A 21,553-nucleotide genomic window follows, 5' to 3' on the forward strand; every position below is an offset into this window, starting at 1 on the left:
TTTTTCCCCATTTCTTGCAAGATTGCTTGAATGGAGAAAAAAGGCTTTTTTTATATAACAAAATCTATTGGAGGGATATAACCATGAAGGTAAAGGCTCAAGCCGTACAAGAAAGAAATCCTGCTGCCGAAGTTCCGAAAACGGGTGCTGATTTATTTGTAGAGGCACTGCAAGCTGCAGGTGTTGATACAATTTTCGGCTATCCAGGCGGAGCAGTTTTACCGATTTATGATGCTTTGTATCGTGCAGAACCTCAGTTCCAGCACATCTTGACACGCCATGAACAAGGAGCCATACACGCTGCTGAAGGATATGCTCGTGTTTCAGGAAAGCCTGGAGTTGTCATTGCAACATCTGGACCTGGTGCAACAAATCTCATTACTGGAATTGCCGACGCCATGATGGACTCCCTGCCTCTAGTCGTGTTTACCGGCCAAGTAGGCAGAAGCGTCATCGGAACAGATGCTTTCCAGGAATCAGATGTAATGGGGATTACCACTCCCATCACAAAACATAACTACCAAGTTCAAAGACAGGAAGATATGCCGCGCATCATAAAAGAAGCGTTCTACATCGCGACAACTGGCCGGCCTGGACCTGTAGTAATAGACATCCCTAAGGATATTTCAGGTGAAATTTACCAAACAGCAGCTATTGAGGAATCTATTCATCTTCCTGGTTATCAGCCGACCATGAAGCCGAATAACAATCAAATCAAAAAACTGATTCAGGCAATATCAACTGCGAAACGCCCTATTTTGCTGACAGGAGCAGGTATCTTACATGCAAAAGCATCGGAAGAAGTTCAAGCATTTGCAAAGCGTTTCCAGCTGCCGGTAACCTCTACCCTGCTCGGACTAGGCGCCTTTCCAGCCAGTGAACCGGAATTTCTCGGCATGGCAGGCATGCATGGGACATACGCAGCCAACCGTGCTCTATATGAATGTGATTTGCTAATTAACGTAGGTGCCCGATTCGATGATCGCCTTACAGGGAACTTGGCGCATTTTGCACCCCAAGCAACAATCGCACATATCGATATCGACCCGGCGGAAATCGGCAAAATCATACCTACAAGCATTCCAGTCGTGTCTGATGCGAAGGCTGCACTGGAAGAACTCCAAAAAGCAGAAGCAGTTATACCAGACATCCAGACATGGAGAAATCATCTGCAGCAGTACAAAGAAGATTATCCGCTATGGTTCAACAACCCTGCACAAGATCTTATTCCGCAATGGGTCATGCAGGCCGTCCATAAAGCAACCAAAGGAAATGCTATCGTCACGACCGATGTCGGGCAGCATCAAATGTGGGCCGCACAATATTACAATTTTGACCAGCCCAATCGCTGGGTGACCTCTGGCGGACTCGGCACGATGGGATTCGGCTTCCCTGCTGCAATCGGAGCACAGCTGGCAAGTCCCGACAGTACAGTGATCAGCGTAGTCGGTGATGGCGGATTCCAGATGACCATGCAGGAGCTATCCGTCCTGCAAGAGCGAAAGCTGCCGGTGAAGATACTGATAGTCAACAACCAAAGTCTCGGCATGGTCAGGCAGTGGCAGGAATTCTTTTACCAAGAGCGTTATTCCGAGTCACTGCTGGATATACAGCCGGATTTCGTCAAATTGGCAGATAGCTACAGCATTAAAGGAGTTCGTTTGGACACGCAAGAGCAGCTAGTAGCAGAGCTCCCTTCCCTGCTTCAGTCCGACGAACCAGTCGTAATTGACTGCCGTGTGCTGCGACAGGAAAATGTGTTCCCAATGATTGCACCCGGAAAAGGGCTGCACGAAATGATTGGAGTGAGTCGATGAAGCGAATCATTACCGCAACCGTTCAGAATCGGAGCGGTGTGCTGAACCGGATAACAGGTTTGATGCAGAAAAGACAATTCAATATCGATAGTATTTCAGTAGGCAAAACTGAGGTGGAGCAAATCAGCCGCATGACCTTCGTCGTTGAAGTAGAAGACATGCAGAAGCTGGAACAGCTCACAAAACAGCTTCATAAGCAGATTGACGTACTGAAAGTAGCCGATATTACCGATCACGCCATAGTAGCCAGGGAGCTGGCACTCGTAAAAGTCGTCTGTCCCCCCGCCAGCCGGAATGAGCTGCAAAGCATCATTGCTCCTTTCCGCGCGAGCGCAGTTGATATCAGCAAGGACAGCATGATTGTTCAGGTAACTGGTGATTCGGATAAAATCGAGGCTTTCCTCGAGCTTGTCCGGCCTTATGGAATCAAGGAATTGACGAGAACTGGTGTAACGGCCTTCCTACGTGGGCATCAGCCGCAAACAGCGGATGGAAACACGTATTCACTTATAACTAATTAAAAATGGAGAGGAATGACGAGAATATGGCAAAAGTTATCTATCACAATGACATTCAAGAAGAGGTATTGAAAGGTAAAAAAATCGCAGTAATCGGTTATGGCTCTCAAGGCCATGCTCACGCGCAAAACCTGAAAGAAAGCGGATTTGATGTTGTTGTAGGAGTAAGGCAAGGTAAATCATGGGATCAAGCAGTCGAAGACGGACATGATGTGCGTTCTGCTTTTGAAGCGGCTCAAGCAGCAGATATCATCATGATGCTTGTTCCGGATGAGCTGCAGCCTGCTATCTACAAAGAAAGCATCGAACAGAATCTGGAAACTGGAAATGCCCTTGTATTCGCACATGGTTTCAACGTTCACTTCAACCAAATCGCACCTCCATCCAATGTGGATGTATTTCTTGTAGCACCGAAAGGCCCGGGTCATCTTGTCCGTCGTACGTATACAGAAGGTGCTGGCGTTCCTGCCCTATTTGGTATCTACCAAGATATCAGCGGCACTGCAAAAGAAATCGCATTGGCATATGCGAAAGGTATCGGAGCAGGTCGAGCTGGAATTTTGGAAACAACATTCCAGGAAGAAACGGAGACTGATTTGTTCGGTGAGCAGGCAGTCCTTTGCGGCGGACTTACCAGCCTTGTCAAAGCAGGCTTCGAAACGTTGACAGAAGCTGGTTATCAGCCGGAAGTTGCCTACTTTGAGTGTCTTCATGAGTTGAAACTGATCGTCGATCTTATGTATGAGGATGGTCTGGAAGGTATGCGTTACAGCATCTCTGATACAGCTCAGTGGGGTGATTTCGTTTCTGGGCCGCGCGTTGTCAATGGCGAAACGAAGGCTCGTATGAAAGAAGTATTGGAAGATATCCAGGATGGCACATTCGCCAAAGGCTGGATTCTTGAAAACCAAGCTAATCGCCCGCAATTCAATGCTATCAATACGAAAGAAGCAAATCACCAAATCGAAACTATCGGCCGTGAGCTCCGCGAATTGATGCCATTCGTCAAACAAGGCAAGAAAAATCAATCCGCTGAGGAAGTGATCGTCCATGGCTCAAATAAAATTTTTTGATACAACATTACGTGACGGCGAACAGACACCAGGAGTCAATCTGAACAAACTGGAGAAGCTTGAAATTGCCCGTCAGCTGGAACGCCTCGGAATGGATGTATTGGAAGCGGGCTTCCCCGCTTCCTCCGAAGGTGATTTCCTCGCTGTTCAGGAAATAGCCAAAAACATTAAAACTACTGCTGTCACAGCATTGGCCAGGGCAAAGAAAAGCGATATCGATACCGCCTGGGAAGCATTGAAGGATGCAGAACAGCCAAGGATTCATGTATTCTTAGCCACCTCACCTATCCATATGGAATACAAGCTGAAGAAAACACCTGAGGAAGTGCTTCGAACAGCTGTTGAGATGGTCACTTATGCGAAGGAACGGTTCCCGATTGTCCAATTTTCTGCAGAAGATGCTTCCAGATCTGAACTTCCCTTCCTTGCCAAAGTCGTTGAGGCTGTCATAGACGCTGGTGCAACAGTAGTAAACTTGCCTGATACTGTCGGTTACGCAACACCCGCCGAGTACGGCAGAATGTTTGCTTATATGAAGGAACACGTTCCGAATATCGAGAAAGCAGATCTATCAGCACACTGCCATGATGATTTGGGAATGGCTGTAGCCAATAGCATTGCTGCTATCGAAAACGGCGCAACTCAAATCGAAGGTACGGTAAATGGCATTGGGGAACGTGCAGGAAATGCTGCCCTTGAGGAAATTGCGGTTGCCCTTCACATTCGTAAAGATGCGTATGAGCACTCCTCCCGCATCGTTCTGCACGAAATCAAACGAACGAGCAGCTTGATCAGCAAATTAACGGGCATGACGGTGCCGGGCAACAAAGCAATCGTCGGTGATCACGCCTTCGCTCATGAATCTGGTATCCACCAAGACGGTATGCTGAAGCATGCAGAGACCTATGAAATCATTACGCCGGCCCTAGTCGGAATGAATGCTACCAATCTAGTACTTGGAAAGCATTCCGGACGACATGCTTTCAATACCAGAATCGCAGAACTTGGTTTTGCACTATCTGAAACACAGCTGCAGGAAGCATTCGACCGCTTCAAGCGCCTGACAGATAAAAAGAAAGAAATCACGGATGATGATCTCTTTACCATTGCACTAGACGTCCAGACCAAGCATGATCCAGTGAAAACGTATGAAGTAAAAGCCCTGCAAGTAACAATGGGTCCACAAAATCTGCCGACTGCAACGATTGCACTGCAGACTCCAGATCATGGCATCAAGGAAACCGCCCGGACCGGACATGGAACAGTCGAAGCTATTTACAATACATTGGCTGCTTTAATCGATGAAAAAGTAACACTCACCGACTACCGCATACATTCTGTCGGCAAAGGAGAAGATGCTCTCGCTGAAGTGCATGTACAGCTGCAAGTTGACGGTGATCCCTTTACCGGCCGCGGCACAGCGAATGATGTACTGAAAGCTTCCAGCCATGCCTTTGTCAACGGCGTGAACCGCGCTCTGCGTGCAGCCACAATGAAAAAGGTTCAAGCACTAATTTAAACCCTGACCTGGAGAGTGTTAACTATGCATAAAAACATCGTACTGCTTCCGGGAGATGGAATCGGTCCTGCTGTGACAGAAGCTGCGGCTTCCGTCCTGCAGCAAGTGGCCGTCATCTTTTCCCACAACTTCAGTTTTACAAGTAAGATGATTGGCGGTGCAGCCATAGATATATTCGGGGAACCGCTGCCAGCAGACACCCTTCAAGCTTGTAAGGAATCAGATGCCATTTTACTTGGTGCTGTAGGAGGACCAAAATGGGATCAGCAGCCTCCTCATCTGCGGCCTGAAAAAGGGCTGCTCCAGCTGCGCAAGGGTTTGGGTCTATTTGCAAACCTGCGTCCCGTCAAAACCTTCCCTTCCCTGCTTGCTAGTTCCCCGCTCAAGCAGGAAATCGTTGAAGGCAGCGATTTATTGATTGTAAGAGAGCTGACCGGAGGACTTTATTTCGGGCTTCCAAGCGAACGCCGTGAAGATGGTCAAACCGTTGTCGACACCTTGCATTATGAAAAAAGCGAAATCGAACGGATTATCGATACAGGTTTCCAGAGCGCTATGCTCCGGAATAAACGTCTAGCTTCCGTTGATAAAGCAAATGTACTCGAATCCAGCAAACTATGGCGTGAAATCGTCGATGAAAAGAGCAAAGACTATCCAGAAGTAACGGTTGAGCATATGCTCGTGGATTCTACTGCGATGAAACTCATTACGAACCCAACCTATTTCGATGTTATTGTCACCGAGAACCTATTCGGCGATATCCTGAGCGATGAAGCATCCGTGCTTACCGGATCTCTCGGCCTCCTCCCTTCTGCCAGCTTGCGTGAGGATCAGCTCGGTTTGTATGAGCCAGTGCATGGCTCCGCTCCGGATATAGCCGGCAAGGATATTGCTAATCCGCTTGGAGCGATTCTCTCAGCAGCCATGCTGCTTCGGTATTCATTCGGGATGGAAAGAGAAGCCGACGCTGTGGAAGCAGCTGTAGATGATGTACTTCAAAACGGTTACGGAACAACCGATATGCAGGTGGATACAGAGAAAACCGTCGGTACGAAAGAAATGACCTCCCTTGTCATAGAACAGCTGACGACAGCCAAAGTGAGTTCTTAAGAAAGGACCTGAGAACAATGAAGCAACCAAAGACGATTATCGAGAAAATCTGGGAAAAGCACACTGTTGTACAGGAAACGGATAAGCCGGACCTTTTGTATATTGATTTGCACCTTGTGCACGAGGTAACATCTCCGCAGGCTTTTGAAGGTCTGCGCCTGGCCGGTCGCAAAGTACGGCAGCCGGAACGTACCTATGCAACTGTTGATCACAATGTACCAACGATCCACCGTCCGCTGATTCGAGATGAAGTAGCACTAAAACAAATGGAGACGCTGCGTACGAATTGTGCCGAATTTGGAATTCGCCTAGCTGACATTGACCATCCGGATCAAGGTATCGTGCATGTCATCGGCCCGCAGCTCGGGCTTACGCAGCCTGGTAAAACAATTGTATGCGGCGACAGCCATACTTCCACACACGGCGCATTCGGAGCCCTTGCATTCGGAATCGGGACGAGTGAAGTGGAACATGTGCTTGCTACGCAGACACTTTGGCAAAACAAGCCAAAGACGCTCAATGTTCATATTGAAGGATCATTAGGAACTGGCGTGACTGCGAAAGACTTGATCCTCGCCATCATTGGTAAATTCGGTGTCAAATTCGGAACCGGCTATGTGCTTGAATATACCGGCAAAGCAATTCAAGAATTATCAATGGAAGAACGAATGACAGTTTGTAACATGTCCATTGAAGCAGGTGCCAGAGCTGGCCTGATCAGTCCAGATGAGACAACATTTGAATACTTGCGTGGCAGAAGATACGCGCCGGAAGGTTCAGATTTTGAAGCTGCTGTCTCCGAGTGGAAAAACCTTGCTACGGATGAAGGCGCAGTCTATGACCACACCGTTTATTTGGATGCATCTGAAATCGAACCGCAGGTCACATGGGGAACGAATCCTGGAATGTGTCTGCCGATATCTGCAAGTGTTCCAGATCCGGCACTTATCGAGGATAAGGATGAAAGAGCTTCTGTCGAGCAAGCCCTAGCTTATATGGGCTTGGAGGCAAACCAACAGCTGACTTCCATTGAAATTCAGCATGTTTTCATCGGCTCCTGTACAAATTCGCGGATTACAGACTTGCGCAAGGCAGCTAGTGTCATCAAAGGAAGGAAAGTCCACCCTTCTGTCCGCGCCATGGTCGTTCCAGGTTCATTCACTGTCAAGATGCAGGCAGAACAAGAAGGATTGGATGAAATTTTCCAGGAAGCAGGCTTCGAATGGCGTGACGCCGGCTGCAGCATGTGTCTGGCAATGAATGAAGATGTCGTTCCTGCCGGTGAACGCTGTGCTTCTACCTCGAACCGTAATTTTGAAGGCCGCCAAGGTGCAGGAGCCCGCACACACTTAGCAAGCCCCGAAATGGCTGCTGCGGCAGCAATTGAAGGACGCTTTGTCGATGCCCGGCAGGTAGTAGCACCCACTGTGTAAGGAGGATACAAAATGGAACCTATAAAAACGCATAATGGACTTGTCTATCCGTTGCCAAAACGCAATGTAGATACAGACCAGATCATACCAAAACAATTTTTAAAGCGTATAGAACGGGCGGGTTTTGGGCAATTTCTCTTTTATAACTGGCGTTTCGATGAAGATGACAAGCCACGTACAGACTTTTCTTTGAATCTGCCGAAATATGAGGGTGCATCCGTCTTGATCGGCGGCGACAATTTCGGCTGCGGATCATCACGTGAGCATGCTCCATGGGCTCTCTTGGACTATGGTTTCAAGGTAATCATTGCTCCTAGTTTTGCAGACATTTTCTACAATAATACAACTAAGAACGGGATACTCGCTATCCGCCTGTCAGAAGATCAAGTAGACTATTTGCTCGATCAGGCAGAAAAAGATTCTTATACACTGACAATTGATCTGGAAAAACAGAAAGTATATGATAAGCTAGGTTTTGAGGCAGGCTTTGACATTCCTGCCTATAATAAACATATGCTTTTAAATGGACTGGACGAGATTGGCATTACATTGAGCTATGCTGATCAGATTACACAATTTGAACAGACACATTAAAGGAGTGTGAAGGCATTGGGGATTGCTTAAGTCAGAAAAAGATACAAGCAGCTGCAGCTTATTTGAATGGTTTGGTACATCATACGCCAATCAGGACATCTACTACATTGGATAAAATGATGGGCAGGAACGTATATCTGAAGATGGAAAACCAGCAGAAAACGGGTGCTTTCAAAGCACGTGGAGCCATTTTCAAGATTGGCAGCATGAAGGATGAGGAAGCAAAACGCGGCGTTATCGCAGCTTCAGCCGGCAATCATGCACAAGGAGTTGCGCTTGCAGCAGCGAAACGCGACATTCCAGCAAAAATCTACATGCCAATCCATACACCAAAGCCAAAAGTGGAAGCAACCAAAAGCTATGGCGCAACGGTTGTGTTAGCTGGTGAAACGTTCCAGGAGGCGTTATTTGCAGCCCAGAAGGAACAGCAGCAGTCTGGAGGTACTTTCATCCATCCATTTGATGATATCGACATTATCGCCGGACAAGGAACGATTGCTGTAGAAATGCTGGCAGACCAGCCTGAGCTCGATACGCTAATCGTTCCGATCGGAGGCGGCGGCCTGATCAGCGGTATCGCTTTTGCCGCCAAGCAGATCAAACCGTCGATTCGAGTCATCGGTGTGCAAACAGAAGCAGTATGCGCAACCTATCACGCATTTCACAAGCATTTGATACCATCCCTTCCTTGTACAACAATTGCTGAAGGCATAGCTGTCAATGAGCCTGGGAAAGTAACACTGCCGCTTATACAGCAATATGTGGATGATATCGTTACTGTTTCGGAGCGTGATATAGCTGCGGGTGTCTTGCAGCTGCTTGAAAGGCATAAGACGCTTGCAGAAGGTGCTGGTGCCGCTAGTTTTGCAGCACTGATGCGCCATCATCAGAGTATACGTTCCAATCATTGTGGGGTCATCATCAGCGGTGGGAACTTCGATCTTCATAAGCTGACTGAGCTGCATGCACTTACTATGCATCTCCCTGCCAACAGCTTGGCATAAGAAAGAGCAGGAAGCTTTTGCTTCCTGCTCTATTTTTCTTTTTCCGGCTTCAGTCTGCCAGCTTGCTTCAGCTGTTCCCGAAGCAAATATTCAATTTGAGCGTTCACACTGCGAAAATCATCGTCTGCCCATTTCTGCACCATGTCATAGATATCCTGGTTGATGCGTAGCGGAAAACTCTTCTTTTTTGCCATATGACCCCTGCTTTAATATAGTGATCCATTGTTCACGACGGGCTGTGTCCCGCGATCGGAAACAATGGCCACCATCAGATTATTCACCATCTGCGCCTTGCGCTCTGGATCGAGTTCCAAATCGCCTTCGTTCAAAGCTTCCACAGCATCCATCGACATTCCAACTGCCCCTTCCACAATCATCTTGCGGGCAGCAATGATTGCAGCGGCCTGCTGGCGCTGCAGCATCGCTTGGGCAATTTCCGTTGAATAAGCAAGATGTGTGAAGCGTGCTTCCATTACTTCCACACCAGCTTCATTCAGACGTGCTTCCAATTCCGCCTGCAGCTTACCAGTAATTTCATCCCCATTTTCACGCAGGGAGAATCCGGATTCATTGAAATTGTCATAAGGATAATTGGAAGCGATATGACGGACTGCAGCTTCACTTTGGATAGCTACAAATTCCTCGTAATCGTCTACATTGAACGCCGCTTTAGCTGTATCTACTACACGATACACAATCACCGCAGCTATTTCAATCGGATTCCCTTCTATATCGTTTACTTTCAATGTCTTGGAGTTGAAGTTACGGATTCGCAATGTAATCCGTTGTCTTGTTGTCAGAGGAATAGTCAGGAACAAACCATTGGCACGAATTGTACCGATATACTTTCCGAAGAATGTTACGACGTAGGCTTGATTAGGGGGCACAATTACGATTCCAGTTACCAGCAATACAGCAACAACGAAGAGTATGACTGCCAGCACGATAGCCTCCTGCGTCAAACTGAAGATGCCAGCACCCGCACAAGCAAGGATAATCAGCACCCCAAGGAAACCATTTAATGCAGCCGCTTGCTTTTCTTTCATACACGTCACTCCTACATTTTCATATTAAAGTGATATCACTTTAATATTATTATATATTCTGATAACATGCTTTGCAACCCCGCAGACAAGCCTATATACTTAAAGAAAAAAAGATCGGGGAATTCACATGCTCTATCAGGTCTTCAGACCGTTTCGATTATTGCACCGCTATCTTGTCGATAAAAAATATCCGCAAGGAGCTTCTATTGCCAAGAGATACCGCGTCATCCGTAAACTCGGTTCTGGCAGCTATGGTACTACATATCTGTGCTTTGATAGTATCCTGCAGAAGACTTGTACAGTGAAACAACTCCGGCGCAGCCGTCAGGGGCGTAAGAAATATTTCCGTATGTTCCAGCAGGAATATGAGCTCCTTCGAGAACTCAAGCATCCTTCCATTCCAGCTGCCAGTTCTTTTTTCCATACGGATGACGGCTATTTCTTTGTGATGGATTTCATTTCGGGAGAGAATCTGGAGCAGCATATATTTGATACTAAAAAGCAATATCATGAAAAAGAAGCACTTGCACTGACAATTGATCTTGCCCAAATAGTAGTCCATCTGCATGCACATCGTATTTACCATGGTGATATCCGAATTCCGAATATCATGTTAGCATCTGGACATGCCAGCCTCATTGATTTTGGACTTGCAAAGCAGTTCAGTGGTCCATGGAGCTCTGAGGAGCAGAATCGCCTGGAACAAGATCTGTTCGATTTAGGTGACATTTTGCTTTATCTTTTGTATACGACCTATGAAAAGACAACTAAAAAAGCCCTACCATGGACGGAAGAGCTAACTTTATCACCCGTTTGCAAACAGGTGGTTGAAAAGCTACTAGGTATCCAGGAACCCTTCCCTTCTGCATCTGATGCGATCGATACCTTGAGAAAAGCAAAAGAAGCAGCAGATTAACTGCTGCTTCCATACCCACGGCGCTTGTACCGGCTGCTGCCGCCATAACGATTACGGCCATAGCCGCTGCTGCCGCTAGAACCATAACGTCGTCCACGATGACCACTGGAATCGTAGCGGCGTCCGCGATGACCGCTGGAATCATATCTTCTGCCGCGGCGATGGCTGCTGCCACCGGCGGATTCCTGTATTTTACGGATGAATTTCTTGAACATAGATTTCCCTCCCTAAATAGCAACTAGTCTATTTACGCAAATGATACCATGTTAGTTCCAAGAAGTACGTTTCTTTACATATTCTTAATAATTCGTCAGCGAAACAAGTCTTTCCACTCTATTCTCAAAATCCTCCATCCGGATAAATCTGCCTTCCCTTATCTGTTCTTTTCCCTCTGCAAATACTAAGATGGTTGGTGCCCCAAATGCCAGGAAACTCCCTTTCACTTCCGGCACTTCACTGGCATCTGCATATCCCAGCTCAACTTGGGGGTATCTCTCCAGCATATCAGCTATTCTCGGAAGCAAAGCCTGGCAGACACTGCAGCCTGGAGAAGAGATGAACACCGCAGCTAGTTTATTCGTTTTGATAAAAACTTCCACTTCTTCAATCGTATGCAATTTCATTCTAGCCACCTGCTTTATTGGTTGTTTCCTCCATCATATAGAATCATACCCCTTGATGGCGAATGATATGATATAGTAGGTTCTGGGGATATCCAAACATATTTTGACAAAATTCTAGATTAGCAGATTAAAGGAGAAACACATATATGGCAAAAGAAGATAAACAGGAGTTGCGCCGCTCACAGAAAAAGCGGAAGAAATCCCGCAAGAAGCGCGTTATCCGCAATATATTTTTGATTGTTTTACTTTTGATTCTAATTCCGGCAGCTTACGCAGGTTATCTTTATGTAAAAGCAGGCAATCTCGCCAATGATTCATTCGTTGACGATGGCCGGGACAAATCATCTCTTCGCGACAGCGCAGTGGATCCTGCCGAGGATAGTGTCAGCGTTTTGTTCATCGGTTCTGATTCAAGTGAGAAACGGGATAAACAGGACAATATCGGTAAACGTTCTGATACAATGATTCTTGCTACTTTCAATAAGGATGATAAAAGCATTAAAATGCTCAGCATTCCACGTGATACGTATACCTACGTACCTTACCTTGAACGTAACACGAAAATAAACGGTTCCTATAATGGCGGTCCTACAGCGACAGTGGAAGCTGTGGAAGAACTGACGCAGGTTCCAGTCGACTATTATATCGATGTAAACTTTGAGGCATTTATCAGTGTTGTGGAAGCTTTGGATGGTATTGAAGTTGATGTACCATATGAACTTAAAGAAATGAACTCCAAAGATGAAAAAAATGCCATCCACCTACAGCCAGGGGTACAGACGCTGAACGGGGAAGAAGCACTGGCACTTGCCCGGACACGGAAACAAGATAGTGACTTTGCCCGCAGTGAACGTCAGCAGCAAATCATTGAAGCGATGATGAATAAAGCGACGGATATGAGTTCAGTCCTCAAGTATTCCAGCCTTCTGGATGCCGTTGGTACAAATATGACTACCAATATGACGTTTGATGAGATGAAAAGCTTCATTTCTTACGGTGTGAACAACAAATTAACAGTAGAAAGTCTGAAGCTGGAAGGCCAAGGAGGAAATGGCATCGTTCCTGGTTATAGCGCCTACGCTTTCCTTCCGGATGCAACATCATTGGCTAACGCTACTCAGACGATGCGTGACCAGTTAGAGCTTCCTGCGCTTGATAATACAACTTCTACATCTGCAACCTCGCCTTGATAGGCGAGGTTTTTTATTTTTCTTTCGGAACGACTACACGTATTTCTTCCGGTAAAACCTTGGCTTCAAAAGGAAGCGGCTCCCCTTCATCGCCATCAATATTGACGACCAGCTCCGTGTCAGAAGTAACGCTGATTTCATTAGCCTGGAGATAGACAACTTGCTCATTGGATGCCAATTTACCTTTGAATATATCTGGAATCAGCTTTACGGCCTTTGGAATGGACAGATCATTCAAAATAAAGACATGAAACAGATTATCATCCACTTCAGCTTGTTCGGCAAATTTCTCGAAACCTGCTACAGAATTGGTCAATGCGATTAGCATCATATACGCTTTGTCATTATAGGCTTCCTTTTCTCCTGTATGGACACTGATCCGGAATGGTGTCTTATCCCGAAATGCTTTCGCTCCCTCCATCAGATAAGCAAAATGACCGTATTTACTCTTCTCCTCCGGAGTAACATCATACACTGCTTCGGCTATCACTCCCACAGCAAGTACATTCATAAAATAACGATTACCTAACTTACCAATGTCGACGGCTTTTGTATGATATTCCTCAAGCAAGGCTAATGCCTGCTCTGGTTTTCGGGGTATTTGCAATGCACGGGCAAAATCATTTACTGTGCCGAGCGGAACAAAAGCAAAATTGGGTTGCTGCTCCTTTTCGGCCAGCCCATTGATACACTCATTGATTGTCCCGTCCCCGCCCATCGCCAACAGCGTTTCATATGTACCATCACAAGCAGACGCAGCAAATTCCGTCGCATCCCCTTCTTTTTCAGTGTATTTTATCACCACTTGTTCATGTCGGTTTCCAAGCAGCGCTACAGCTTGTTCCTCATATTGCATTGCCTTTTCCTTCCCTGATGAAGGATTTATGATCAACATTGCCCGCACAGCATCCGCCTCTTTCTCTTTTTTTTTAACTTATACCCTTATTTGGAATAACATGAAACAAAATAAAGTTTGATAATTACCTAATTAGATGTTAATCTAATTATCGAAGGAGTTGAATGTATGCAGCTTGATAAATTAGTCCGATTTCATAAAGCCGTTGGGGATGCAACGAGAATGCGGATCATTGCAGTTTTAAAAAAGGGACCTCTGCATGGTCAGGCAATTGCACATAAACTAGGTCTGAAGCCGCCTACCATCACGCATCATATGACAAAACTCAGAGAAGTTGGGGTTGTCTATCAGCGCAGAGACGGAAACACAATTTATTTTTATTTGGATGAACCCCGTTTGAAAAAGCTTGCAACAAGCATTCTGCAACTGGGTCAAGAAAGCGAACATCCAAGCGCAGATATAAATGCGGAAGAAAAACTCAAGATAGTTAAAGCCTTTTTCTCTCCAGATGGAAAGCTCACACAACTGCCGGCACAAGAGAAAAAACGCGTCATTGTTCTAGCTTATATGATCCAGGATTTAAAGCGGCATCAAGTATATGAAGAACAAGAATTGAACATATTTATCCAGCAATACTTTGAGGATTATGCGACGATTCGCAGAGAATGGATTATGCACCATTTCATTTACCGTGCTGGAAATACATATCAACTAAATCCAGAGGAAATGTGGCCTGCTTCTTTTTAGGAGCAGCTTCCTTTTCTCCATAATTAGATATATATCGAATAAGGGGATGTGATATGATCTTGTTACGTAATCGTAATTTTAGCCTTTTGCTAGTATCCAGTATCTTTTCTGGTTTCTCCATTTCCATGTATTTGCTTATTGAGCAATGGTATGTTGTAACCGAACTAGGTGTGCCGAAATTGCTGGGAGCAGTTTTACTGGCAACAACTCTGCCTCGAGTAATATTCATGTTTATAGGTGGAATGGTGGCTGATAAACTTCGAAAAAGCCGCATCATTTTCTTTTCACATTTAGTCCGGAGTATTTTGATGCTGCTAGCAGCGCTTTTCGCTGAAGGCAATTTATTAAATCTTTTTGCCCTGCTCATATTGGCCGTAACATTCGGGGTATCGGATGCTTTTTTCTGGCCTGCTCGCGATAGCATCATCTCGCAGCTTATACCTGAAAAACATCTAATGAAAGCAAATGCGTATATGCAGACTATCAATCAGCTTGGCGTAGTTCTTGGACCGCCAGTTGCTGCCCTTTTATTATTTTATTTTTCTTACTCCACGGTATTCTCTATCATTTTTACATTTCTGTTAATCAGCAGTCTCTGCCAATTGACAATCAAGGAACCTCAAAAATTAAATGAAACTAAAATATCATTCCGATTTCAAATTCAGGAGGTACTGCAATATATTAAGGGCAGTTCTATCCTTCGATTGCTTATGCTGACATTACTCATTGATAATCTATTATACATAGGTCCGCTGATGCTTAGTATACCGCTCTTAGCGGAAGGCGTCCTGGCCGGTGATGCGTTCACACTTAGTTTTCTCCAAGTCAGTTTTTCAGGCGGTATTATTATTGGCGGCATTCTGCTTGGTCTGCTTACGATAAAGAAGCAAGGGCGCTGGATAACAGCAGTACTTTTGGGAGAAGGTATACTCCTGGGTTTGTATAGCCAGTCCGAAAGCTTCATTCTTTCGAGTATCCTGCTCTGCTTGCTCGGAGTCTGTGTATCTGCTATCAATGTACCCGTTATCAGTCTTATCCAGAGAGTTGTACCGAAGCACCTGAGCGGAAGGGTATTAAGCATGAGCACGCTCGTCAGCATCGGCTTGGTTCCTTTGTCTTACGGACTCGTTTCTTTCCTGCTGATAGCGGAAATTTCAATAGTATCTATACTGTTTGCATCCAGTTTAAGTATTATTGTTTTCAGCAGTATACTGCTTTTACAGAAAAATAGCTTCCGTAAGATGTAGAGATATCGATGAAGACTTTGTTCTTTTCTATAAAGTTTATTAGATTAGAAAAGACCTCCAGAAGAGGTCTTTTACTTTAGGAATAATAATGCTGCAAGAAAACCTATCAGAATGAGAAGAATACCCCCGGTTACTTTCCAGCTTAAACCGCCTGCTAAATCAACAAGATTCCCATTTTCACCTCTGTCGAATGCATCGCTCACATTTCCTGCTGGATTTCTCTTTATTTCTTCTTGTCTCAATCTTTCTGTTCGCATCTCAGGAGCTTCTATCTCTTTACACATAACAGCACCCCTCGTTTTTTAAAAAAAGCCAGCTTCCTTTATGAAAGCTGGCTGATTCTAATTCAATCCTTCGATAGAAATCTGCTCTATCGTAGCAGATGTTGCGCCATCTTGCATCGCAGCTTCAAAACTGACTTGATCCCCCTCTTTCAGGAAGATTGCATACGGTGCATCAGTAGAGTTAATGCTGTAGATGACATCCTGATCCTTCAGCAGGAATTGAATCGTTTTCGCCCCGGCATTGTTGCTGGAAATGAAGAGCCGATTCACCTCTCCGCTCACTTGCTGCACCGGCGCATCACCTGTGGATTCTGCTGTACTCGTATCTGTGCTAAGCTGAAGTCGATATGCTTCCAGCGTACTTTTCGCGTTATCCCCAAAAACAACATAATCGGAATCTGCTGCCCGGACGTATGCATACTGCTTGAAAATACCATTGGAATCGAGCACACTGATCACCCAGGTCGGATTGCCGTCAATATTGTAGAGTACCGGCATTTTGCCTTCCCATTTTTTCTCAGGATATTCCTTCTCCACCACTTGCACAGCACCAGAGGAATCCATGATGCCATTGTTCTTCTCACCACCGAAGAATGTTACTTCCCCTGTCCGGCCATCGACCATTGAGTAACCCAGGGCAGAGTCAATATTCTCTTTCGGTGATTTAAAATCAGTGAAGTACTGGATGCTGCCATCCTCAGCGAAGACAGCTGTCACACCATGCTCCGTTCCATTATCGTTCGGAATCTTCACGCCAGCTTTCCCGAAGTGTCGGTTCCAGAAACCGCCGCTATATTCTCCGTAATACGTATTGAGCTTACTGGCCATTTCTGGTGATATTGTGTTCTCAATAAAATCAGGCGCTTGATCAGCATCATAAATTTTTGACTGTCCATTGTAAGGGTTCACAACGACAACCTGAATATCGTCGCCATTCGCTTTCTTTGTGAGAAGTTTCGGTTGGTAGACAGTCTGGACGTACCACGCTTTTCCTTTTTCATCGACTTCCAAGCGTGCATCCCCTTCCTGGATATAGGAAGGATATCGAGAATAGATAATCCGCTGCAAATCTTTATGGAAGTAAGCAGATGGTACATAGGATAATTTATTTTCAACAAATTCAGGCTGTGCCCCAAGATCTGTCGCGTCAATGACAAAGTACCCGGAAGTCTCTCCGCCTTTCAGCCATTTGAAGAAACCGTCAAACTCAACTGGCGCGATGTATTCATTCGTCCCGCCAACTGTTTGCGTCTGAAGGCTGCCGAGATGATAGAGCTGTGTATCCGGCACTACGCTCATCTTCTTGTTCATTTTGTTCCGGACTGAGCTCGGCGCAATTGCTATGGGTGTCTTATCTTCATCAAGCGGTTTTGCTTCTTCCTCTGTTGATTTAACTACATGGTCATAAGATGACTGATAAACTGCAAAATTAGCAATCACACAAACAACTGCTCCGATAATAACAACTGCTAATAGTATTCCCGCAAGCGAAAGACCTGCTTTTTTTGATTTCTTTTCTGCTTGTTTGCTTGCAAGAAGCGGAAAAGCTGCAAAGAAAATACCTATTGCGTTCAGCCACAGGATATTTTGGATGATGAATGCTGGTAACACGAAATAAATGATAATAATCAGTACGATATACGCAGCAATACCCGCTGCCAAGTACTGCTTAAGTTTTGTCTTTCCTCCTCCAGCTGCCAAGTCAGCCAGAGCAATCAGGATAAAGCCAGCAAGACTGGCTAAAGCGATTAAAAATATCATGCAGTTCCTCCTTTAGATGTCGTACTACCTATACGGTATAAAGAAGGGAAATGTTTCATGTATAGAGATTTTTATACGTGCTGCAGGTAGGAGCAGCTTACAATGCTAAGCAAGAGAAGCACCAATTCAATTTGAATATTTGGGTGTTTCTTTAAATGTGATATATTGATTTTATGAAAAGTATAAATCAGATTCATCGCATATCATTACGTGATCAAGTGTATCAGCAATTAAGAAACGCTATTATTAATTTAGAGCTTGAACCTGGTGAACGGGTAAATGACAAAGAATTAGCGGAAGAATTCGGAGTTAGCAGAACCCCTGTCAGAGAAGCATTTAAGCGATTGGAGGATGAAGGATTAATTATATCTTCTCCAGGTTCTGAAACGAAAGTCAGCTTAGTAGATAAAATCCAATCTAGGGATGCCTTCACTGTCGTAGCTTCACTCCATGAGCTAGCTGCCCGTTTGGCAATTCCTTATCTAACCGAAGAACATGCTGTAACTATGGAAAAAATAAATGCTGATTTTAAGCTGGCCATTAAAAATGCTCAGCGATTAGAGGCCATCCAGCTAGACGATCAATTTCATGAAGTCATTCTCATTGCATCCAATAATCCAGAGATTTTGATTGCGCTCGAGCGGCTAATGTCTAAAATCAGACGGTTGGAGCTCTTAAAGTTCAATGAACTTGATGGTATGAATTCCGTGAAACAGCATCACGATATTGTCCAGTCCATCAAAAATAATAAAACCGATCTCCCAGAATTACTGAAACAAAACTGGCTGAGTTTATCCAGTCAGCTCACAAGCGATATGTTAACTTAAGCTGTTTTCTTTAAGCAGCTTTAATTTTTATTGGCATTTCTTCTTACAAGATAATAGTGCTGTCTCCTGTTCCATGCTACGATTACACAAAATCACCAAACCGATATATTGGTTTTTGGTTTTGGGAAAGGGGTAGTTTTTATGGTTACTATTCGTGATAATCAGGTTCTGAAGTCTGAGGTACATGATTCATCCGTTTTACAAAAAGCGCGGGATATTCTCGATAAGTGTTCCTCCCCTCGTTTAATGCAGCAAGAAGTAATCAATGCTGTGGAGCGAAATGCCATTTGGCGCGGAGAGGAATGTCTTAACCTGCTCGCACCTGAGGCACCAACTAGCCCCACAGTCAGAAACCTCTTATCATCAGAAGTCGGTACTCGAGCAGCTGAAGGTCATATTGGCCCTACACAGCGCTGGTTTTCTGGAACGATGTATATCGATGAAATTGAATCCCTTTGTGTGGAATTACTTAAAAAAGTGTTTAAATCAAATTACGCTGATCACCGTCTTGTCGCAAGTATGCTAGGTAATCTTACGGTGTATGCAGCATTAACTAAGCCCGGCGATAATATTATGACCATCCCGCAGCCAACTGGAGGTCACTCGAGTAATCGTCACGATGGTCCTGCTGGAATACGCGGTCTGAATATTTATGATGTTCCAATGGATCCGACTGAGCTAACGGTTGATTTAGATGCTTTCGCTGCAAGAGTACGTGAAATAAAGCCAAAACTTGTATCACTCGGTGCGTCAATGACTTTATTTCCTTTCCCATTGAAAGAAATGTCTGCCATTGTTGCGGAATGGGGCGGAAAAATATTCTTTGATGGTGCACATCAGCTTGGCCTAATCGGCGGCGGGCAATTCCAGGATCCGCTTCGCGAAGGTGCTGTGATCCTGACTGGATCTGCCGGTAAAACATTTAGCGGACCGCAAAGCGGGATCATCGTTTGGAATGATCCAGAAATTAACAAACCTGTGACAGATGCTATTTTTCCTGCTCTAGCTGCAACACATCAAGTGAATCGCGTAGCCGCTTTAGCCGCTGCAGCTGCCGAATTCCTCGCTTTCGGTGAAGACTATATGGCTCAAATCGTTAAAAATGCTCAGGCATTGGGAAGTGCTCTGCAGGAGCGAGGGTTAACAATGCTTGGTGCGCATAAAGGCTTTACACGTACGCATCAAGTCATTGCTGATGTGCGTGCTTTTGGAAACGGACTAGACATCGCTAAAAAACTTGGACAAGCGAATATCATTACGAATAAAAACCTTATCCCAAGTGACCAGCCAGAGGATTGGGATTATCCGAGCGGTCTGCGTATCGGAACCACTGAAGTGACTAGATTAGGAATGAAAGAAAAAGACATGGAAACAATAGCAGACTTCATAATAGCTGTACTAGAGGATAAAAAATCACCAGAAAACATTCGCAAAGAGGTCATTGAATTCCGCAAACAGTACCAAAAGATACATTATTGCTTTGACTGATGTTTCCTAACAAAAAAGGACCAGCGGATGAACATAATAGTTCATCGTATGGTCCTCTTCATCTTTAATCAATTGCAGATACTTAGACAGTTATAAGCTTAACTTTATCCCTTATGTAATTGAGAAATCAAACATTCCTTAATTATCGGCTGTAAACTACATAAGTACCGCCAATCAAATCATGAAGCCCCCGCCTATCCTCCATCACAAGCACCATAACAGCACTAATCAGTAAGGATATTCCTAAAGTAACAAATACCAGCAGTCCATTGCCAATAACCTCTCTAAGAATCATGTTGGCAAAAGTAACATCTCCACCGTCTGTTCGTTTGATTTTAATTCCCATAAGCCGCTTTCCAATGACATATCCTTTCCATAGAACAGGAAGTACTGTCAAATATATAACATATCCAATATCCCATAAGTAGCCATCTGACCATTCAATAGAAAATTCCCCCTGTATAAAGTAGAGCAGGCTACTGATAGGAATAATAAGAATAAACATGTCGATGATACTAGCGAAAAACCTGATTCCAAATCCTGCACGATTAAATTCATACATTTAGATAACTCCCCCCTCAAATAACTTTAACATATAATTCCATTTATTGATGCAGCTAAAAAGGAAGCTGGACATAAGCGTTTTGGCAAACAAAAATGGACCTGCTGGTGAATAGAATAGTTCACCAGCAGGTCCATTTTAAAAATATTTAAAGTCTACTGCTAGTTAAGTAGGTGCTTGAGCCATCTACACATAACTTTTCGAAAGCCATTACATGTAGTGTTATTTATTGAAGTAAGAAGTAAGACCTCGCCCTATGAAGTTTGCAGAAACTGGGCTTTTTCCGATTTCCCTTGCCCATATTGATAATTGCCCAATATGATGAATTTCATGAGCAATAATATGTCGCATGACTTCACCCCAAGTATCCGTTACAACTCTTCCATCTGATAAGGTATCGTAAAATATACGTCCCTCCATATTAGCATCCCATTTGTTAACAAAGCTTTCTACTTCTAAATGATAATCAGCGTTCAATTCTCGAACCTTTTTCAAGCTCTTATAAGTATCGAAACTGTCCTGGAAGTCGGTTTTGTCTTGTATGAGACGTATCCAGCTCCATTCGACATCAACTATATGGAAAAGTGTATGTAATATACTTCCCTTTCCACCCGTGCGGTCTAGTAGCAGTTCTTCTTCATTCAACTCTTCACACCATTGATACCATTCTTCTCTAACCATCCAGTTATATTTAAAAAATAATTGCAAAGAAGACCCTCCCAGTTTGGAGATAATTAAACGGTGACAAAATACTAGAGCAATACCAAACATTACATAACTACTTTTTCTGCATGTCTTTGTTGAATTCCTTGTTTTATTTATTTGCCCTATGAGAAGGTAAAGTAATACAAGAGGACACAAATAAGCAATTAAACTGCCATCTCATATCTATTGAAGATAAAAAGGACTGCTTTAAAAGCAGTCCTTTAATGGATTAC

General features: G+C 44.5%; 23 protein-coding genes. 14 read left to right on the forward strand and 9 right to left on the reverse strand.

All coding sequences use genetic code 11. The annotated features are described in order from the left end of the window. The first annotated feature begins 83 nt into the window (after positions 1-83). The 8 genes from ilvB to SFC25_RS12995 all read left to right on the forward strand — a co-directional run bounded on the left by ilvB (position 84) and on the right by SFC25_RS12995 (position 9,068). Positions 84-1,817: an acetolactate synthase large subunit gene (ilvB, locus tag SFC25_RS12960; RefSeq protein WP_411215679.1), complete on the forward strand. Its 1,734-nt coding sequence runs from the start codon at positions 84-86 to the stop codon at positions 1,815-1,817. Next, a complete protein-coding gene (gene ilvN / locus SFC25_RS12965; protein ID WP_367540367.1) occupies positions 1,814-2,338 on the forward strand; it encodes an acetolactate synthase small subunit in 525 nt (174 codons plus the stop codon). The genes ilvB and ilvN overlap by 4 nt, the downstream gene beginning before the upstream one ends. Before the next feature lie 23 nt (positions 2,339-2,361). Further along, positions 2,362-3,408 carry a ketol-acid reductoisomerase gene (gene ilvC, locus SFC25_RS12970; RefSeq protein WP_411215680.1) on the forward strand — a complete coding sequence of 349 codons (1,047 nt, stop codon included), beginning with the start codon at positions 2,362-2,364 and terminating at the stop codon, positions 3,406-3,408. Next, the gene (locus tag SFC25_RS12975) at positions 3,386-4,927 is read left to right on the forward strand and encodes a 2-isopropylmalate synthase (protein ID WP_411215681.1); all 1,542 of its coding nucleotides are present in this window, start codon (positions 3,386-3,388) and stop codon (positions 4,925-4,927) included. Before ilvC ends, SFC25_RS12975 begins: the two co-directional genes overlap by 23 nt. A 24-nt stretch (positions 4,928-4,951) precedes the next feature. Continuing rightward, positions 4,952-6,037: a 3-isopropylmalate dehydrogenase gene (gene leuB / locus SFC25_RS12980; protein ID WP_411215682.1), complete on the forward strand. Its 1,086-nt coding sequence runs from the start codon at positions 4,952-4,954 to the stop codon at positions 6,035-6,037. A 17-nt stretch (positions 6,038-6,054) separates the two neighbouring features. Further along, positions 6,055-7,470 carry a 3-isopropylmalate dehydratase large subunit gene (gene leuC / locus SFC25_RS12985; RefSeq protein ID WP_411215683.1) on the forward strand — a complete coding sequence of 472 codons (1,416 nt, stop codon included), beginning with the start codon at positions 6,055-6,057 and terminating at the stop codon, positions 7,468-7,470. Positions 7,471-7,482: 12 nt separating this feature from the next. Further along, entirely contained in the window at positions 7,483-8,064 is a 582-nt protein-coding gene (gene leuD, locus SFC25_RS12990) for a 3-isopropylmalate dehydratase small subunit (protein ID WP_411215684.1), read from the forward strand. Positions 8,065-8,126: 62 nt separating this feature from the next. Then, positions 8,127-9,068: a threonine ammonia-lyase gene (locus tag SFC25_RS12995; protein ID WP_411215685.1), complete on the forward strand. Its 942-nt coding sequence runs from the start codon at positions 8,127-8,129 to the stop codon at positions 9,066-9,068. Between the two features lie 29 nt (positions 9,069-9,097). Here the strand turns inward: SFC25_RS12995 and SFC25_RS13000 are convergent, their stop codons facing one another. Both SFC25_RS13000 and SFC25_RS13005 read right to left on the reverse strand, forming a co-directional pair. Continuing rightward, positions 9,098-9,262: a type II toxin-antitoxin system antitoxin gene (locus SFC25_RS13000; protein ID WP_095217437.1), complete on the reverse strand. Its 165-nt coding sequence runs from the start codon at positions 9,260-9,262 to the stop codon at positions 9,098-9,100. A gap of 12 nt (positions 9,263-9,274) precedes the next feature. Further along, a complete protein-coding gene (locus SFC25_RS13005) occupies positions 9,275-10,114 on the reverse strand; it encodes an SPFH domain-containing protein (RefSeq protein ID WP_411215686.1) in 840 nt (279 codons plus the stop codon). A gap of 127 nt (positions 10,115-10,241) precedes the next feature. Between SFC25_RS13005 and SFC25_RS13010 the strand changes: the two genes are divergently transcribed. Next, entirely contained in the window at positions 10,242-11,030 is a 789-nt protein-coding gene (locus tag SFC25_RS13010; RefSeq protein WP_411215687.1) for a serine/threonine protein kinase, read from the forward strand. Here the strand turns inward: SFC25_RS13010 and SFC25_RS13015 are convergent. After that, positions 11,027-11,245 (reverse strand): hypothetical protein, encoded by a 219-nt coding sequence (locus tag SFC25_RS13015; protein ID WP_411215688.1) that lies wholly within the window; start codon positions 11,243-11,245, stop codon positions 11,027-11,029. The genes SFC25_RS13010 and SFC25_RS13015 overlap by 4 nt on opposite strands. Positions 11,246-11,329: 84 nt before the next feature. After that, positions 11,330-11,653 carry a thioredoxin family protein gene (locus SFC25_RS13020; RefSeq protein ID WP_411215689.1) on the reverse strand — a complete coding sequence of 108 codons (324 nt, stop codon included), beginning with the start codon at positions 11,651-11,653 and terminating at the stop codon, positions 11,330-11,332. Between the two features lie 146 nt (positions 11,654-11,799). On the opposite strand from SFC25_RS13020, the gene SFC25_RS13025 reads away from it, so the two are divergent. After that, positions 11,800-12,843, forward strand: coding sequence for an LCP family protein (locus SFC25_RS13025; protein WP_411215690.1), 1,044 nt, complete (start codon positions 11,800-11,802; stop codon positions 12,841-12,843). A 13-nt stretch (positions 12,844-12,856) separates the two neighbouring features. Here SFC25_RS13025 and SFC25_RS13030 read toward each other — a convergent pair whose 3' ends face one another. Next, a complete protein-coding gene (locus SFC25_RS13030) occupies positions 12,857-13,738 on the reverse strand; it encodes a diacylglycerol/lipid kinase family protein (RefSeq protein ID WP_411215866.1) in 882 nt (293 codons plus the stop codon). A 129-nt stretch (positions 13,739-13,867) separates the two neighbouring features. On the opposite strand from SFC25_RS13030, the gene SFC25_RS13035 reads away from it, so the two are divergent. Both SFC25_RS13035 and SFC25_RS13040 read left to right on the forward strand, forming a co-directional pair. After that, entirely contained in the window at positions 13,868-14,446 is a 579-nt protein-coding gene (locus SFC25_RS13035; protein WP_411215691.1) for a DUF2087 domain-containing protein, read from the forward strand. A gap of 53 nt (positions 14,447-14,499) precedes the next feature. Continuing rightward, positions 14,500-15,693 (forward strand): MFS transporter, encoded by a 1,194-nt coding sequence (locus SFC25_RS13040; protein WP_411215692.1) that lies wholly within the window; start codon positions 14,500-14,502, stop codon positions 15,691-15,693. Between the two features lie 71 nt (positions 15,694-15,764). Here the strand turns inward: SFC25_RS13040 and SFC25_RS13045 are convergent, their stop codons facing one another. Continuing rightward, positions 15,765-15,977 carry a DUF6366 family protein gene (locus tag SFC25_RS13045; protein WP_411215693.1) on the reverse strand — a complete coding sequence of 71 codons (213 nt, stop codon included), beginning with the start codon at positions 15,975-15,977 and terminating at the stop codon, positions 15,765-15,767. Between the two features lie 57 nt (positions 15,978-16,034). Beyond that, entirely contained in the window at positions 16,035-17,738 is a 1,704-nt protein-coding gene (locus SFC25_RS13050) for a DNA-binding protein (RefSeq protein WP_411215694.1), read from the reverse strand. Positions 17,739-17,911: 173 nt separating this feature from the next. Between SFC25_RS13050 and SFC25_RS13055 the strand changes: the two genes are divergently transcribed. After that, entirely contained in the window at positions 17,912-18,565 is a 654-nt protein-coding gene (locus SFC25_RS13055) for a GntR family transcriptional regulator (RefSeq protein WP_411215695.1), read from the forward strand. A gap of 141 nt (positions 18,566-18,706) precedes the next feature. Then, positions 18,707-20,053 carry a serine hydroxymethyltransferase gene (locus tag SFC25_RS13060; protein WP_411215696.1) on the forward strand — a complete coding sequence of 449 codons (1,347 nt, stop codon included), beginning with the start codon at positions 18,707-18,709 and terminating at the stop codon, positions 20,051-20,053. A gap of 142 nt (positions 20,054-20,195) precedes the next feature. On the opposite strand, the gene SFC25_RS13065 is transcribed toward SFC25_RS13060, so the two are convergent. Then, positions 20,196-20,615, reverse strand: coding sequence for an RDD family protein (locus SFC25_RS13065; protein ID WP_411215697.1), 420 nt, complete (start codon positions 20,613-20,615; stop codon positions 20,196-20,198). A 222-nt stretch (positions 20,616-20,837) separates the two neighbouring features. Beyond that, the gene (locus SFC25_RS13070; RefSeq protein WP_411215698.1) at positions 20,838-21,323 is read right to left on the reverse strand and encodes a DinB family protein; all 486 of its coding nucleotides are present in this window, start codon (positions 21,321-21,323) and stop codon (positions 20,838-20,840) included. Between the last annotated feature and the right edge of the window lie 230 nt (positions 21,324-21,553).

The sequence above is a fragment of the Terribacillus saccharophilus genome, from assembly GCF_046592595.1.
GTDB classification, from domain to species: domain Bacteria; phylum Bacillota; class Bacilli; order Bacillales; family Amphibacillaceae; genus Terribacillus; species Terribacillus saccharophilus_C.